Origin of the sequence: Achromobacter sp. NPDC008082 (assembly GCF_042957345.1) — a bacterium.
Taxonomy (GTDB): domain Bacteria; phylum Pseudomonadota; class Gammaproteobacteria; order Burkholderiales; family Burkholderiaceae_B; genus Achromobacter; species Achromobacter kerstersii_A.
Window position 1 is genome coordinate 75,718 of sequence record NZ_JBIBIB010000007.1, and the last position, 15,673, is coordinate 91,390.

The 15,673-nt window shown below is 63.4% G+C and carries 16 protein-coding genes; 6 read left to right on the forward strand and 10 right to left on the reverse strand.

Annotated features, from left to right (window positions below; all coding sequences use genetic code 11):
- Positions 1-70 precede the first annotated feature (70 nt).
- Both ACFZAI_RS26655 and ACFZAI_RS26660 read right to left on the reverse strand, forming a co-directional pair.
- Positions 71-439 carry a VOC family protein gene (locus ACFZAI_RS26655; protein ID WP_391569801.1) on the reverse strand — a complete coding sequence of 123 codons (369 nt, stop codon included), beginning with the start codon at positions 437-439 and terminating at the stop codon, positions 71-73.
- Positions 440-599: 160 nt separating this feature from the next.
- Entirely contained in the window at positions 600-1,130 is a 531-nt protein-coding gene (locus ACFZAI_RS26660) for a DUF2165 family protein (protein WP_391569802.1), read from the reverse strand.
- 156 nt (positions 1,131-1,286) lie between these two features.
- On the opposite strand from ACFZAI_RS26660, the gene ACFZAI_RS26665 reads away from it, so the two are divergent.
- Entirely contained in the window at positions 1,287-2,498 is a 1,212-nt protein-coding gene (locus ACFZAI_RS26665) for a diguanylate phosphodiesterase (RefSeq protein ID WP_391569803.1), read from the forward strand.
- A 125-nt stretch (positions 2,499-2,623) separates the two neighbouring features.
- Here the strand turns inward: ACFZAI_RS26665 and ACFZAI_RS26670 are convergent, their stop codons facing one another.
- From ACFZAI_RS26670 to ACFZAI_RS26695, 6 genes are all read right to left on the reverse strand, one after another.
- A complete protein-coding gene (locus ACFZAI_RS26670; RefSeq protein ID WP_391569804.1) occupies positions 2,624-4,621 on the reverse strand; it encodes a phosphatase PAP2 family protein in 1,998 nt (665 codons plus the stop codon).
- A 111-nt stretch (positions 4,622-4,732) separates the two neighbouring features.
- A complete protein-coding gene (msrA, locus tag ACFZAI_RS26675) occupies positions 4,733-5,425 on the reverse strand; it encodes a peptide-methionine (S)-S-oxide reductase MsrA (protein ID WP_391569805.1) in 693 nt (230 codons plus the stop codon).
- Between the two features lie 33 nt (positions 5,426-5,458).
- Positions 5,459-5,959, reverse strand: a complete 501-nt coding sequence (msrB, locus tag ACFZAI_RS26680; RefSeq protein WP_391569806.1) for a peptide-methionine (R)-S-oxide reductase MsrB — start codon at positions 5,957-5,959, stop codon at positions 5,459-5,461.
- A 92-nt stretch (positions 5,960-6,051) separates the two neighbouring features.
- Complete coding sequence (locus ACFZAI_RS26685; protein WP_391569807.1) at positions 6,052-6,408, reverse strand: pentapeptide MXKDX repeat protein; 357 nt, start codon at positions 6,406-6,408, stop codon at positions 6,052-6,054.
- Positions 6,409-6,449: 41 nt separating this feature from the next.
- On the reverse strand, positions 6,450-7,241 hold the full coding sequence (locus ACFZAI_RS26690; RefSeq protein ID WP_391569808.1) for a molybdopterin-binding protein: 792 nt from the start codon (positions 7,239-7,241) through the stop codon (positions 6,450-6,452).
- Positions 7,242-7,251: 10 nt separating this feature from the next.
- Positions 7,252-7,884, reverse strand: a complete 633-nt coding sequence (locus ACFZAI_RS26695; RefSeq protein ID WP_391569809.1) for a cytochrome b/b6 domain-containing protein — start codon at positions 7,882-7,884, stop codon at positions 7,252-7,254.
- 150 nt (positions 7,885-8,034) lie between these two features.
- Between ACFZAI_RS26695 and ACFZAI_RS26700 the strand changes: the two genes are divergently transcribed.
- Positions 8,035-8,763 carry a response regulator transcription factor gene (locus ACFZAI_RS26700; RefSeq protein ID WP_391569810.1) on the forward strand — a complete coding sequence of 243 codons (729 nt, stop codon included), beginning with the start codon at positions 8,035-8,037 and terminating at the stop codon, positions 8,761-8,763.
- Complete coding sequence (locus ACFZAI_RS26705) at positions 8,760-10,232, forward strand: sensor histidine kinase (RefSeq protein WP_391569811.1); 1,473 nt, start codon at positions 8,760-8,762, stop codon at positions 10,230-10,232. Before ACFZAI_RS26700 ends, ACFZAI_RS26705 begins: the two co-directional genes overlap by 4 nt.
- Positions 10,233-10,285: 53 nt before the next feature.
- Here the strand turns inward: ACFZAI_RS26705 and ACFZAI_RS26710 are convergent, their stop codons facing one another.
- Entirely contained in the window at positions 10,286-11,443 is a 1,158-nt protein-coding gene (locus ACFZAI_RS26710) for an NAD(P)H-dependent flavin oxidoreductase (protein WP_391569812.1), read from the reverse strand.
- A gap of 99 nt (positions 11,444-11,542) precedes the next feature.
- A complete protein-coding gene (locus ACFZAI_RS26715; protein ID WP_391569813.1) occupies positions 11,543-12,271 on the reverse strand; it encodes an IclR family transcriptional regulator in 729 nt (242 codons plus the stop codon).
- A gap of 179 nt (positions 12,272-12,450) precedes the next feature.
- Here ACFZAI_RS26715 and ACFZAI_RS26720 point away from each other — a divergent pair, with 179 nt between their 5' ends.
- The 3 genes from ACFZAI_RS26720 to ACFZAI_RS26730 are packed head-to-tail and all read left to right on the forward strand — an operon-like array spanning position 12,451 to position 15,642.
- A complete protein-coding gene (locus ACFZAI_RS26720) occupies positions 12,451-13,452 on the forward strand; it encodes a hydroxymethylglutaryl-CoA lyase (RefSeq protein WP_391569814.1) in 1,002 nt (333 codons plus the stop codon).
- Position 13,453: 1 nt separating this feature from the next.
- Complete coding sequence (locus ACFZAI_RS26725; RefSeq protein WP_391569815.1) at positions 13,454-14,659, forward strand: CaiB/BaiF CoA transferase family protein; 1,206 nt, start codon at positions 13,454-13,456, stop codon at positions 14,657-14,659.
- Complete coding sequence (locus ACFZAI_RS26730) at positions 14,656-15,642, forward strand: Bug family tripartite tricarboxylate transporter substrate binding protein (protein WP_391569816.1); 987 nt, start codon at positions 14,656-14,658, stop codon at positions 15,640-15,642. The genes ACFZAI_RS26725 and ACFZAI_RS26730 overlap by 4 nt, the downstream gene beginning before the upstream one ends.
- Positions 15,643-15,673: the final 31 nt, after the last annotated feature.

Consider the following 15,673-nt stretch of genomic DNA (forward strand, 5'->3'; position numbering starts at 1 on the left):
CGGCGAATTGCAGTCTGACTGCCCCTGCTGAATTGCAGTCTGACTGCCCCTGCTGGCTCGCCATCGCCACTCAATTCTCTGGCTGATGGCACACCGCTTCCACGTTGTGGCCATCGGGGCCAAGGACGAATGCAGCGTAGTAGTTTGGGTGGTAGTGCGGGCGCAACCCCGGCGCGCCGTTATCTTTTCCGCCCGCGGCGATCGCGGCTTGGTAGAACGCGTCGACATCCGCGCGCGTGTGTGCGGCAATGGCAATGTGCAAGGGCGGCGTTACGGCAGAGGTGGCGTACAGCCACATTGACGGCTTGCCTTGCCGGCCCAAGCCGACGCTGTTGGGGCCCTCCATCGCCAGGCCCACGCCCAGAGGGGCCAGCGCCTGGAGAAAGAACTTGCGGCTTTCATCAATATCGCTAACGCCAAAACCCATGTGATCAAACATGACGCCTCTCCGTTGGGGACGGCGGGCTTGCCGTCCATGAACTTGGACCGCCATTATTTCGCGTTTTCGGTTTTGAAAAAGCGTTAGTCAGTCGATGCTTCGGTTCGCAAGCGATGGGTTGGATTGACCCGGCCCATGTCGTGACCAGGCCCCTGGCGTTTTACGGGATCAGATTCAAGCTTAAGAACGCAATGCCGGTCCAGAGCAGCAGGGCGACATGGGTCAGTTGCAGCGTGTCTTGGCGAATCCAGTATCCAAACCACAAGCCGGCAAGATGCATGGCGAAGAGGCAGGCAGACATGGCGGCTAGCGCGCCATTCAGCCACGGCCGCGCCAAGTGTAGATCCCCCTGAATCAACAACATGTAGCAGCCCGCCCAGGCCAGTGCGGCGCCTATTGTCTGGATCAACAGCAGCACACTAAGCGCCGCCCGATGCGCATAGGGCGCGGAAACGGCGCGGCTGAGCAAGGGCGTGGGAATGCGGGGCGGCTCTTTCAACGGCAACATGGCCATCGTTGCGCCGACGGCTGCGGCGGCCCCTACAAAATCGCGACGATTGTTCAGGGCGGCAAGCGTGAGCCAGAGCGCCAGACCGACAGCCTGAACGGACAGGAATAACCAAACGGCGGAAAAGGGAAGCAACGGCGGAATCAACAGGATGCTCTCTATTAAACAAGACTTGGCTTGCATAATAGGGGCGCGGCTTTTTTCTTACCCTAAAGCCCCCGTGCCGGCTGGGGGCATTTGGCTTCCGGTGCGAGGGCAACGCCGAGCAAGAGCGGACTTTTCCGGCCGTGATAGGCTTTTGCCGTAAAACCGATTCAATGGATGTGAGGGAGGACGCCCATGCTCTCGACCTTGATCTATCGCAGCCGCGCCGCAACGCCGCTTCAAGCGAATGATCTCAGCCGATTAATGCAGGACGCTCGACAACGGAATGCTGCGGCTTCAATTACGGGAATTTTGCTTTTCGATGGCGTGCATTTCGTGCAACTGCTGGAAGGCCCTCACGATGCCGTCGACGCACTGTTTGAAGTCATAAAACGCGATCGCCGGCACAGCAATGTGGTTCACCTTTTGCGGGATGAAGCGCCCGCGCGTCGATTCGATGGCGATGCGATGGCGTTGATCGACCTGCGAGACGGGGCGGATGAGCCCCGAAAGGCGATTCTCGCCAAGATGAAACTCAGGGCGCACCTTGCCAGCAGTGACGACCGGGTGATCAAGATCCTCTTGATGTACGCGAGCTCCAGCGGGATTGCACACATCGTCGAAGGCGATCCCGCATCAGATTGGACCTTCGCGCCAGTCGCTGACCCAAGCCATAGCGATGGTGAGCAACCGGCGCCCGGAAATCGCTATCAATTTGCGCTTCAGCCGATTGTCGATCCGATGCGGCGCAACATCACCTCGTTCGAATTTCTGATTCGCACGCCGTCCGGCGGATCGCCTGAGCAGCTTTTTTCATCGCTGCCCACTGATCTTCTTTATCAGACCGACCTTGAGTCCAAAGCGCTAGCCTTTGAACTGGCGCATCGGCTCGGTGAGCAACACATCAAGATTTCGGTCAACCTGTTCCCGATGTCGTTGATTGCCATCCCCAACGCCGTGGACTTGCTGGTGGATCAAATATTGGCAAGCGGCCTATCGCCCAGCCAGGTGTTCGTGGAGGTGACCGAGCAGGAGGCCATTTCGTGCTTAGGCTCGTTCAGAGGCGCCATCAAGCAATTGCGCAGTGCGGGCATCGGCGTGGCCATTGACGATTTCGGCGCGGGCTATGCCGGGCTGTCGCTGCTGGCGGAGTTTCAGCCAGACAAACTCAAGATCGACCGCAAGATCATTCAAGACATCCATACCGATGGGCCACGGCAAGCCATCGTGCTCGCCATCATCCAGGCCTGCAAGGCCATGGGCATTACGCCGGTAGCGGAAGGCGTTGAGTCAGTAGACGAGTGGTGCTGGCTGCAAGCCGCTGGCGTCGAGCGGTTTCAAGGCTATTTGTTCGCCAAGCCCGCCTTGAATCGCGTACCCGATATCTGGTGGCCGACGCATCGGTGACGGCCTCAGTGTGCCTGAGACGTACCGTCGTTCAATGCCAACTCAATGGGAGCAGCGAAAAAAATAGGCGAGGAAACCCTCGCCTATTTCTGACCCTATCCGGTCAAGAAAGGGGAAGCGCCGACTCAGCCAGCGGCGTCCAGACGAATTTGCACGCTGTTTGCGTTGTAGATCGCCGTTGCCTTGAAGCCCTTGACGGAGATGCCGGCAAACTGACCGTGCACCTTGTGTGCGCTCAACACGGTGATCGTCGAACCCGATACGGGCGAGTAGCCCGGGCGGAACTCGACGTTCAACTGGCCTGCCAGCGCGGCATCTGAACTCACGGCAAGTTGGCCGGCTTCATCATCGCCAATAAAGGCTTGCAGCGTGCCCGCTGAAGTCTGGGTATAGCTACCCTGGACCTGCACGGCTTCTTTTGCGTTCAGCGCCAGCACGCCTGCACTGATGTACACCGCGCCAGAGCCCAGCGCCTTGACCGAATCCGCGCGCAGCGTACCGGCCGCGACCACCGTGCCGCCGGTGTAGGCGTTCGCGCCAGCGACGGCCAAGGTGCCGGTGCCGCTCTTGGTCAGCTTTCCTGCTCCGCTGATGTCGTTGCGCCACACGTCCAACGCGTTAAAGCCCCCAAGGCTGGCGTTCATCGTGACATCCACGTCGCCATTAAACGCGCCATAGCCGTCTGCGGCCGCAAAAAGGTTCATGCGGCCAAAGCCTTCTGCATCGTCAAGAATGGGATAGCCAGAAGGCAATGCCGTGGTTTTCAGCACCACACGGCGTTGGTCATTGCTCAGGTACGGCAGACGGGTCTCCAGCAAGACCTCTGCACCCTTGGGCACGACGGCAGGCTTGCCCGTGTCGCCGATCTGCGTGAAGCTGAATGTCAGGCGGCGGCGATATTCGGCCTTGTTGGCGTCATGATCCGCAAACCGGTCCCGGGTGATGTCCTGCGAATGCGCAAACGCCAAGAACTGCTCGGGCGTACTGGCGCCTACTGCTGCCATGAGCGTTTGGCGGGCTTGCGCGTAAGCGACCGAACGAGTCCCTTCGCTAGCGGCAAAAATATTGCCTAGCGCTGAGGCTTGGCCAAGTATGCGGCCGCTCATGACATCCAGCGGCGAGTGCATGCCGGCAATGATTCGGCTCTCACCCAACTCAACGCCACGCGCTACGAGTTCCTGAAAGCGCTCCGGCACCAGGTAAGCCATGGCAATCGCGTTGCGCACCGATTCGGCGGTGTGGCCGCTAGGATAGCCGCCATCCGTGGGCGCGGTCAGGCTTTTGGCGGGCTCCAGCTCCGGCACGACTTGCACGCTACTGCTCCAGCGCCAAGGACGTGCATATTTGTAGAACCGCTTGCTCGGCTCTGTCGAAGCATTGTCGCCCATGCTCTGCACGAATGCGATGGCATCACCGAATGCGGGGTTCGCCGCACCCGCAACGCCCGTGTTGTTGCCGGTGTCGTCATACTTCACCGTGGTGGCGTCTGGGGGGACATCATTGATGCTGGTCGTCTGCTGGGCAGCCGCGCGCCATGCCGCCGTCAAAGGTCCCAAGCCGTCCGTGACGCTGTAATTTTTACCGCGGCGGTCATCCAGATACGCAGCCTTGGCCTGCTCGGGAGAGCGGCTGGCCGTCGTGCGAACAACAAAGTTGATGTTCTCATCGTGCACGGGTTTGTTCTTTACGCGTCCGTCAGTGGCGTCGCCGGGAATGCCGGTCCAGTCGGATGCGATGATGCCCGGAAAACCGTCTGCGCCGACGGCATTTACGCCAGCATCAACCAAACGCGTGCGGGGTTCCCAAATATCCAGAAAGCCGCCCAACACTCGAACGCCAGCGTTCGAGTCCAATGTCGCGTAGCGCGGATCGCCGCGTTGATTGGTATTGGCAAAGTCGACGAACGCAGGCGCATCAACGACCGGCGCGGTGTCAACTCGGCCGAGACCGGCGGGGGGAGAGGGAATGACATACGCAACTTCTCCGCCGCCGCTACCTGAGCCGGTGTCGTTGTCTCCGTCGTCGTCACCGCCGCAAGCGGACAGTGCGAGTACAACCGCCAACGACGTGACGCGCAGAGCGTAAATAGGGAGAGTTCGACGCAAGGATCGCGCTGAGTACATGAATATTTGCCATGTGGGTTAAAGAACGCAGCATGGTAAGGACCCATTGTTTAGTCGCGATGACATGTCCTCAAGTTCGAACGGGACGTCCCCCGTAGCGTTTATTCCCCGTTATCCGTTCACCAGCACCGGCTTATCCCGCCACTTATCCGGAAACGTTTTCGCCAGGTTTTCCACCTTCGGAATGTCGTTCACCACGATGTACATGCTGTTGGGATGGCGCACCAGATAGTCCTGGTGATAGCCCTCGGCCGGATAGAACGCTTGCAGCGGTTCCACCGTGGTGGCCAGCGCCTTGGGGTACACGCCGGTTTTGTTCAGCTGGGCGATGTACGCTTCGGCCACTTTGCGTTGGTCGTCGTTGGCGGGGAAGACTGCTGAGCGGTACTGCGTGCCGCTGTCGGGGCCTTGGCGGTTCAGCTGGGTGGGGTCATGCGCGACGGAAAAGTAGATTTGCAGCAGTTGACCGTAGCTGATCTGCTTGGGGTCGTAGGTGATTTCGACGGCTTCGGCGTGGCCGCTGCGGCCGCCGCTGACGGTGTCGTAGTTGGCGGTGTTTGCGTTGCCGCCTGCGTAGCCGGACACGGCGCCGGACACGCCCTTGACGTGTTGGAACACGGCTTGCACGCCCCAGAAGCAGCCGCCCGCGATCACGGCCTTTTGCTGGGCCGTGGCGTCAGCCGCCTGGTCAACGGCGGGCGGCGGAATGATGAAGGCGGACTCGGCGGCTTGCGTGGCGGCTGCGCCCAACAGGCCGGTGGCGGCGGCCAGGCTGGCGCAGAGTTTGCGGATCGTGAATGTCATGATGAGTCGGTCCTGAAAAGTCGCGTTTGGGGATCAGGCTTGCGGGGCGAATGTCATGGCCACGCCGTTCATGCAATAGCGCAGGCCGGTCGGGCGGGGGCCGTCGTCGAAGACGTGGCCCAAGTGGCCGCCGCAGTTGGCGCAGTGGACGGCGGTGCGGACCATGCCGAAGCTGCTGTCGCGGGTTTCGCCCACGGCGGCGGCCAGCGGTTGCCAGAAGCTGGGCCAGCCGGTGCCGCTATCGAATTTGGTGCTGGATGCAAACAGGCGCTGCTCGCAACCCGCGCATGAAAACGTGCCGGTGCGGTGTTCGTCGTTCAGCGGGCTGGTGTAGGGGCGTTCGGTGCCTTCGCGGCGCAGCACATCGAATTGTGCGGGCGTCAGGCGGGCGCGCCATTCGGCGTCGGTCAGCGTGTAGGGAAACGAGGCGGCCGCTTTGGGCGGCGCGCTGCGAGCGGCAAGCAAGGGGGCCATGCCGGCGGCCAGGGCCGCAACGCCGCCCAGGCTCAGGAAATGTCTGCGATTCAATGTCATGGCGGGGCTCCGTAAACGTGGCGGGGCGGGCGCGGGGCGGGCGAATGCAGCCCCCCGCGTGCCGGCGATTGTTCGGGCTGAAAGGCTCAGCCTTACTTCTTCATGTCGTCCTTGCCCATGCCGTCCTTCGACATGGAATCCTTCTTCATCCCATCGTGCGACATGCCATCCTTGGACATGCCGCCCTTGGACATCCCATCTTTGGACATCCCATCTTTGGACATCCCATCTTTGGACATCCCATCTTTGGCCATGCCATCCTTTGCCATGCCGTCCTTGGCCATCCCGTCCTTTGTCATTCCCCCCTTGGACATGCCGTCTTTCGACATGCTGTCCTTGGACATGGAGTCTTTCGACATGTTGTCTTTGCCCATGGTGTCGGCGGCATGAGCGGCCACGGCGCCAAAGGCCAGGCACAGGGAAAAAGCGGCGGTGGTAAGAGTCTTCATGATGCGTTCCTTTGAGGGAGAGGGACTATTGGAATTTCCACCTAGCTTCCGCCGAACCAGTTGTAGCCCTGGTCCTCCCAGTAACCGCCTGGGTAGGTGTTGGTGACAAAGATCGCCTGTATGTGCTTGGGGTTTTTGTAGCCAAGCTTGGTAGGCATGCGCAGCTTCATGGGGAAGCCGTACTCCGGGGGCAAGGTCTTGCCGTCATAGGTCAGCGCCAGAATCGTCTGCGGGTGCAGCGCGGTGGGCATGTCGATGCTGGTGTAGTAGTCGTCAGCGCACTTGAAGCCCACGTACTTGGCGGTCAGGTCGGCGCCCACGCGTTTCAGGAAGGTGGAGAAGGGCACACCGCCCCATTTGCCGATGGCGCTCCAGCCTTCCACGCAGATGTGGCGCGTGACCTGGTCGATCTGGGCCATGGCGCGCAATTCCTCCAGGCGCCATTGGCGCTTGTCGGCGACCATGCCAGTCACTTCCAGCCTGAACGATTCCTCGTCGACGTGGCGGACCTCGTCAATGCCGTAATAGGCGTTGAACGGAAACGGCCGCGTGATCATGGATTCGGGATAGGTCGGCGCGAGCTTGTTGGGGTCGAACAGCCAGCCCTGCACGCGGTCGTTAAAGCGCGACACGGTGGACAGCGCCTTTTCGACGTTTTCATCATCCGACAACGAGCAGCCCGACAGCATCGCCAGCCCGCCCAAGGTCAGGCTGTTGCGCAGGAAGCTGCGGCGCGACGGCTGTTCAACGCGCTTGGCCAACAGGTTTCTGGCTTCTTTCAGGATGGCCTCGCCATCCAGGCCCAACAGCGACAAACGTCTTTTCTGGCTCACGTCAGGCTCCTTATTTGCCGCGGATCATGGCGATCAGGCTGCGCGGCACCAGCGCCACCATCACCAGGTGCACGGCCACGAAGGCCACCAGCAGCGCCATCGCAAAGAAATGGATGCGGCGCGCAAATTCATAGCCGCCCAAGAGCTCGCGCAGCAGGTCGAACTGCACCGACTTCCACAGCACCAGGCCGGACAGCACCAGCACCACGATGTCGACGATGACAAACAGGTAGGCCAGCTTTTGCACCTGGTTGTAATGGCGCAGGTCGTTGTGCGAGAGCTTGCCGCGCAGCGCCGCGCCCAGGTCGGCGGCCACGCCACGGGGGCTGACGGGGAAAAATTTGCGGAACAGCCGGCCGGTGCCGATATTCAGGCCGAGATAAAGCAGGCCGTTGGCGAACAGCAGCCACATGCCGGCAAAGTGCCATTGCAGCGCGCCGCCCAGCCAGCCGCCCAGCGTGATGTCTTTGGGAAACGCGAAGTTGAAGAAGGGGGCGGCGTTATAAATACGCCAGCCGCTCATCACCATGATTACGACGGCCAGCGCGTTGATCCAATGCATCACCCGCAACCAGCCGGGGTGAATGACGCCGGCGGCGCGCGGGGCGGCCGGGGTATTGGGGGTTGCGGGGCTTGCCATCATGGCGGGTCTCCGGGGGGGTGTTTGCTTGTTGGAGCCATTCTTCCCCGGGGCCGATATCCAAGTCCTCACGCAAAGTTAAATTAATTGTGATAACTGCGCCGCCCAGGATTGGCGACAATGGCGGTACTGAACTGGCCCGAGCTCCCCCCCATGGATACGCCCCGACGCGTGCTGATTGTTGAAGACGATGCCCACATTGCCGAACTGCTGCGCTTGCACTTGCGCGACGAAGGCTATGCGGTGGAACACGCCGCCGATGGCATCGAGGGCATGCGGCGGCTGGAAGAGGGCAGCTGGGACGCGCTGGTGCTCGACCTGATGCTGCCCGGCATCGATGGCCTGGAAATCTGCAAGCGGGCGCGGGCCATGGCGCGCTACACCCCCATCATCATCACCAGCGCGCGGTCCAGCGAGGTGCATCGCATTCTGGGGCTGGAGCTAGGCGCGGACGATTACCTGGCCAAACCGTTTTCCATGCTGGAACTGGTGGCGCGGGTGCGCGCGCTGCTGCGCCGCAGCGATGCCGTGGAGCGCAACGCGCGCATCGACGCGGGCAGCCTCGCGGTGCATGGCGTGTCCATTGACCCCATCGCGCGCACGGTCGACATCGACGACCGCCGGCTGGACCTGACGCCGCGCGAGTTCGATCTGCTGCATTTCTTTGCGCGCCATCCCGACAAGGTGTTCTCGCGGATGGACTTGCTGAACCACGTGTGGGGCTATCAACACGAAGGCTATGAGCACACCGTCAACACCCACATCAACCGGCTGCGCACGAAGATCGAAGCCGACCCGTCCAACCCGCAGCGCATCCTGACCGTCTGGGGCAGGGGCTACAAGTTCGCGGCGGACCCGGGCGGCGCGGGAGCCGCAACATGAAACGCACGACATTGACCCAACGCTTGTCGGCGGTGTTTGCGCTGCTGTTGCTGGCGTGCTGCGGCGCGTCGGCGTGGTTGCAGATTGCCGCCAATTCGCGCTACGAGCAGGAAGTCGTGCAGCGCTTGTCCAGCGGGCTGGCGCAGCACATTGCCGGCACCACCGAACTGATGGACGCCAACGGCTGGAAGCCGGATGCCGTGCGCTCGCTTTTTGACATGCTGATGGCGGTGAACCCGGCGGTTGAGGTGTATCTGTTGTCAAACGACGGCCGCATCGTGGGTGACGCCGCGCCGGCGGGCCAGATCAAGCGCGATCGCGTGGATCTGGCGCCCATCAAACTGCTGTTGTCAGGCGGCATGCTGCCGATTGTGGGCGACGACCCGCGCAACGCGGATGCGAAAAAAGTCTTCAGCGCCGCACCGGTGCGCGTGGGCGGGCAGGACAAGGGCTATGTCTATGTGGTGCTGCAAGGCCAGGCGCACGACGCGTTGGCGATGGCGGTGTCGCGCAGTTCCGTGTTGCGCACCACGCTGTGGTCGATTGCACTGGTGGCCTTGTTGGGATTGGTGGCGGGCTTGACCGCGTTTGCGCTGATCACGCGGCCGTTGCGCGGGCTGACGCGGGCCGTCAAGGCGTTTGATGGCGATGACGGCCAGGCGCTGGCGGCATTGGAGCAACCGGGCGACGCGCAAGACAACAGCGGCGATGAAATCTCGTTGCTGCGGCGTAGCTTCGTGCAGATGGGCCGGCGCATTTCAGATCAATGGCGCGAACTGACGCGGCAGGATCAGCAGCGGCGCGATCTGGTGGCCAATATCTCGCACGACCTGCGCACGCCGTTGACGTCGTTGCACGGCTATCTGGAAACGTTGCGCCTGAAAGACGAGACGCTGGACGCGGGCGAACGCCGCCGGTATCTGGACATTGCACTGGCGCAAAGCCGCAAGGTGGGCCGGCTGGCGCAGGAATTGTTTGAGCTGGCGCGGCTGGAATCGGGGTTGGTGCGGCTGGAACCCGAGACGTTTTCACTGCCCGAGCTGGTGCAGGACGTGCTTCAGAAATTCGAACTGGCGGCCGAAGCGCGCCAGCAGCAACTGACCACCGACATCCCACAGGCTTTGCCGCTGGTGCGCGCGGATTTAGGCCTGATCGAACGGGTGCTGACGAACCTGCTGGACAACGCCATCCGGCACAGTCCGCCGGGCGGCCGGATCGAATTGCAGCTGGGGGTGGCGCAGAATCGTGTGCAGGTGCAGGTCAGTGATTCCGGCACGGGTATTCCGCCGGAATTGCGTAGCGGCCTGTTCACGCGCGCATCGGCGCTGAACCGGGGGCCGCGTGATGGCGGCGGTTTGGGGCTGGTGATTGTGCAGCGTATTTTGCAGCTGCATCAAAGCGAGATCCGGCTGGTGGAACGCCCCGAACCCGGCGCCGTGTTCCAGTTTGATCTGTCGGCGGCGCGCTAGCGCGGGGCGGTATCTGATCTAGCCGTCGATGTGGGCGGCTTGTAAGCCAGCCATCACGCCGCGGCGGGCATCTGGCCGTGCAGCAGATAGTCCATCAGCTCACGCACCGAACGCATTGCGTTGCCAAACGGCAGCTTCGATGCGCCGCGAAAGAACAGGCCGCGGCTGACTTCGCCGCGCAAGGCGGCGGCAAGCTTCAAGTCGATGCAGAATTGGCCGAAGCGTGACAGGCCATCGCGCAACCCGCATTGCGTCAGGCAGTCCATGCGCTGGCTGCAACGCCGGGGATCGCAGCGCGTGCCGGCTTGCAGTGTTTTTTCCTGGCGCAGATAGCGTGTCAGCCACGGCGTGGCCACAGCGCGCGCGGGCAGGCCCGCCACGCTGGTGAATTCCGCCAGCTCGGCCGGGTCGGCATCGATCAACACGCGCTTGAAATTCTCGTGCGCATCGCCTTCCTGCGTGACGGCGAACGCGGTGCCCACTTGCACGCCATCGGCGCCGTTGGCAAGCCAATGCCGCACCTGATCATGGCTGCCGACGCCGCCCGCCACGATCAGGCGAGGCGCGTCCTGGCCCAGTTGCAGCTCGTTGAACAAGGCATGGCATTCGGCCAGCACGCGCTTGAAATCGAAGCGTTCGTCGTGGATGTCATCCAGCCGCGCCGCGCCCAGATGGCCGCCCGCATAGCCGGGGTGTTCAATGACGACCGCATCGGCCATGCGGCCTTTTTTCATCCATTTCTTCAGCACGACGGCCACCCCACGCGCTTCCGACAGAATCGGCACCAGCGCCACCTTCGGAAAATCCGCCGTCATCTCGGGCAGATCCATCGGCAAGCCCGCACCCATCACGATGGCCTGTGCGCCGCTTTCGCACGCCTGGCGCACCAGCGCCGGGTGCCCGCGCACGGCCTTCATGACGTTCACGGCCACAAGACCCCGGCCTTCGGCCGTGTCCAGCGCGGCGCGGACTTCGCGGTCCAGCGCTTCCAGATTGACGCGGTCGATCAGATCGCGGTCATTGCATTTGTCGGTTTGCTCAAGCAAATCGGGGTGGTGATGGCGCAAATCGATGCTGGCGATGGTGCCCACCGCGTTCTGGCTGGCGACCGCGCCGGCCAGGCGATGAGCGGAAACGCCAACGCCCATGCCGCCCTGAACAATGGGCAGCAGGTCGCGTCCGGCGAGTTTGAGTGATTTGAACCACGTCATGATGAGTCTTTCCTCTGGTCAAGTGGACAGAGGCTAGAGCAAGGGGTGACGGGTCGCCTTGCGCAGGATCAAGCGGCGGGCAATGGCGCGGCGTGGCGTTCAGCCCACCCGGCCGGTCAAGCGCCGCGCGGCGTTCAGCACGTGGCTGAGGTGGTCGGGGTTGTAGCGGTGCGCGGGCGCGGTCAGTGTCACGGCCGCCCCGATGCCGCCGGACAGCAGGAATACCGGCGCGGAGATGCCCGCCACTTCGCTAAGCCGGTCGCCCATGGCGGCAAAGTAGCCGTCGTGGCGGATGCGCGCGTAAAGCGCCTGTTCGGGGCCGGGCGCATTGCCCAGGATGTCGTCATAGGCCGTCAGCACGCGTCCGCCACTGCCGCGTTCCAAGGGCAGCAGGTCGCCCGCGCGGATGTGGTCGCGCACCGGGTGCGGGGAATCGACGCGGTACAGGCACAGGCGCGCATCGCCCTGGCGCACGTGATACGCCGCGCTTTCTCCGGTGGCGGCGACCAATTCGCGCAGCACTGGCACGACGATGTGCTCTAGCGAAAACGACGCGGAATAGATGCCGTACAGGCGGGCCACTTCGGGCCCGAGCGCATAACGGCCATCGTCCAGCCGCTGAATCCATTGCGCGTGTTCCAGCGATGCCAGCAGACGCAGCACGGTGCTTTTGTACAGCCGCGTGCGTTCGGCCAGTTCCCCCAAAGACAACGTGCGGTCGGCAGGGGTGAAGACGGCCATCAGGCTCAAGGCGCGGTCAACAGCGGCCACGCCGCCTTGGGCGGCATCGGCATCGGCAACGGATTCGGTGGCGGCTTTACGCGGCATAGGGTTCCTTGGAAATGTGGCGGCAAGTTCCATCCTTCAGAACGGCAGCGCGCCATTGTAGGCATAGGCGGGGGCATCGCTCCCCCTAAATCTCGCTTGACAGCGATTTTTGCTTTGACGTTTAATTCTATAAGAAAGAACATCGTTCTATAAGATAGAATTTAAAGGAGACTCCCGCCATGGCGAATGCCGCCGCAAGCGACACCGATGTCCTGATCAGTGAAGTGGGCCCGCGCGACGGGCTGCAATCGGTGAAGGCCACGATGCCCACCGCTGACAAGTTCCGCTGGATCGATGCGCTGGCCGCCGCCGGCGTGCGCGAAATTGAAGTGGCGTCGTTTGTGCCGGCGCGCTTGTTGCCGCAGATGGCGGACGCGGCTGACGTCGTGGCCTATGCCGCGCGCATTCCCGGGGTGACGGTGATGGCGCTGGTGCCCAATCTTCGGGGCGCCGAGGCCGCGTTGCGGGCCGGCGCGCACAAGCTGACGATGCCCGTATCAGCCAGCCGCGCGCATTCGCTGGCCAACGTCAGGAAGACGCCGGAGGAGATGGTGGACACGGTGCGCGCCATTGCCGCGCTGCGTGATGACATTGCGCCCGGCGTGAAGCTCGAGGCCGGTATTTCCACCGCCTTCGGTTGCACGCTGCAAGGTGTGGTGCCGGAAGACGACGTGATTCGGCTCGCGGTGATGTGCGTGGAAGCCGGCGCGGATGAATCGGGCTTGTCGGACACCGTGGGGTACGCCAACCCCGCGCAGGTGCGCCGCCTGTTCCGGCGCCTGCGCAGCGAAATCGGGGCGAAGGCGGGCGCTGCGCACATGCACAACACACGTGGGCTGGGTTTGGCCAATTGCTTGGCGGCGTGGGACGAGGGCGTGCGCACGTTCGACAGTTCGCTGGGCGGGCTGGGCGGCTGCCCGTACGCCCCGGGCGCGTCCGGCAACGTCGTCACGGAAGACCTGGTCTTCATGTTCGAGGCCATGGGCGTGCGTACCGGCATCGACCTGGAAAAGATCATCGCGGCGCGTGCGCCGCTTGCCGCAGGCTTGCCGGGCGAGCCGTTGTACGGCATGACGCCTGACGCCGGCTTGCCCAAGGGCTATGCGCAACCGCGGCCGCAAGCCCAATCGCAACCCCAATCGCAAACCGACTCGCAAACTCACCGCCATCAAGGGGTATGACATGACCAGCCGTGCAACGTCCCGCCTTCCGTATGAAGGCATCCGCGTCGTTGAGTTCACCCATATGGTGATGGGGCCGACTTGCGGCATGTTGCTGGCGGACCTGGGGGCGGAAGTCATCAAGGTCGAACCCATCGGCGGCGACTCCACGCGCCGCCTGCTGGGCTCGGGCGCGGGGTTTTTCCCCATGTTCAACCGCAACAAGAAGAGCATTGCGCTGGACTTGAAACAGCCCGAAGGCGTTGAAGCCGCGCGCCGGCTGATCGACACCGCCGACGTCGTCAGCGAGAACTTCAAGTCGGGCGTCATGGACAAGCTGGGCCTGGGCTATGCGGCGCTGAAGGCGCGCAACCCCCGGCTGATCTACGTCAGCCACAAGGGTTTTCTGCCCGGCCCGTATGACAACCGCACCGCGCTGGACGAAGTGGTGCAGATGATGGGCGGGCTGGCCTATATGACAGGCAGGGCCGGTGACCCCTTGCGCGCCGGTTCCAGCGTGAACGACATCATGGGCGGCATGTTCGGGGCGATGGGCGCAATGGCGGCGCTGGCGCAGCGCGAGCACACGGGCGTGGGCGCCGAAGTGCAGGCCTCGCTGTTCGAGAACAACGTGTTCCTGGTGGGCCAGCACATGATGCAGTACGCGATGACGGGCCATGCGCCCGCGCCGATGCCCAGCCGCATATCCGCTTGGGCGGTGTACGACGTGTTCACGGTGAAGGAGGGCGAGCAGATCTTCCTGGCCGTCGTCAGCGACAAGCAGTGGGACATTTTCTGCCGGGCCTTCGGCTTGCAGGAATGGCTGGCGGACTCGCGGCTGAAGACCAACAACGACCGCGTGCAGGCGCGCGAGTGGCTGATGCCGCTGCTGCGTTCGCATCTGGCGGGCTACAGCGCGGCGGCGCTGGCCGCGCGCTTCGAAGAAGAAGGCTTGCCCTTTGCGCCCATCACGCGTCCCGAACAGCTGTTTGATGACCCGCATCTGAAAGCCACTGGCGGACTGGCGCCGATCACGCTGCCGGACGGACGCGAGAGCTTCGTGCCGCTGGCCCCCCTGACGCTGGACGGGCGGCAACCCCCCATCCGCTTGCAGCCGCCGGCTGTGGGCGAACACACCGACGCGCTCTTGCGGGCGGTCGGCTATCGCGACGACGAGATCGCAGCCTTGAAAGCAAGGCGCATAACAGAAGGAGACCCCTCATCATGATCACGCTGACCCGACGCTCGTTTTTGGGCGCCACACTTTGCGCGGCCGCGTTGCCGTTGCGGCTGCATGCCGCGTCCGCGTATCCAGACGGCCGGCCCATCCGGCTGATTGTTCCGTACACGCCGGGCGGCGGCACCGATTCGGTGGCGCGCGCGATTGCGGCCAAGATCACCGGGGCCGCCGGGTGGTCCGTGGTGGTGGAAAACCGCCCCGGCGCGGGCGGCAATATCGGCCTGGATACCGTGGCCAAGACGAAGCCCGATGGCTACATGCTGGGCCTGGGCCAAACGGCCAACCTGGCGATCAACCCGGCGCTGATGCCGAAGATGCCGTTCGATGCCGGTAAGGATTTCGCGGCGGTGGCCATGGTTGCATCGCTGCCGGTGGTGCTGGTCGTCAAGGCCAACGCGCGCTGGAACACGCTGGCCGATCTGGTCAAGGAAGCGCGCGCGCAGCCCGGCGCCATCAAGCAGGCGCTGGCCGGGTCGGGCACCGTGGGCCATCTGGCGGGCGAGCTGTTGGCGTATCAAGCCAAGTTTCAGGTGCTGAACGTGCCGTACCGCGGCGCGGCGCCCGCGTTGAACGACCTGTTGGGCGAGAACACCGACTACATGTTCGCCACGCCGCAGGCCGCGCAGGAAATGCTGAAAGGCAAGGTGCTGCGCCCCTTGGCCGTCACGTCCCGCGAACGCTTGTCGATCTTGCCCGACGTGCCGACCGTGTCGGAATCCGAGTTCGACGGCTTCGAAGCCGTCGACTGGAAGGCGCTGGTGGCCCCGGCCGGCACACCGGCCGAGATCATCGGCATGGTCAACGGCGTCGTGGAAAAAGTGCTGGCGGACCCGGCCACCATCGCCATGTTCACAGCGGAAGGCAGCAAGCCGATGGGCGGGTCGCCCCAGGCCGCGCAGCAATACATCCGGGACGAACAACAGAAGTGGGCGCGGCTGATCCGCGAAGCCAACATCCAGACGGCCGCTTGAGCGGCGCGCGCCGCGCGTTCGACTTCATGCG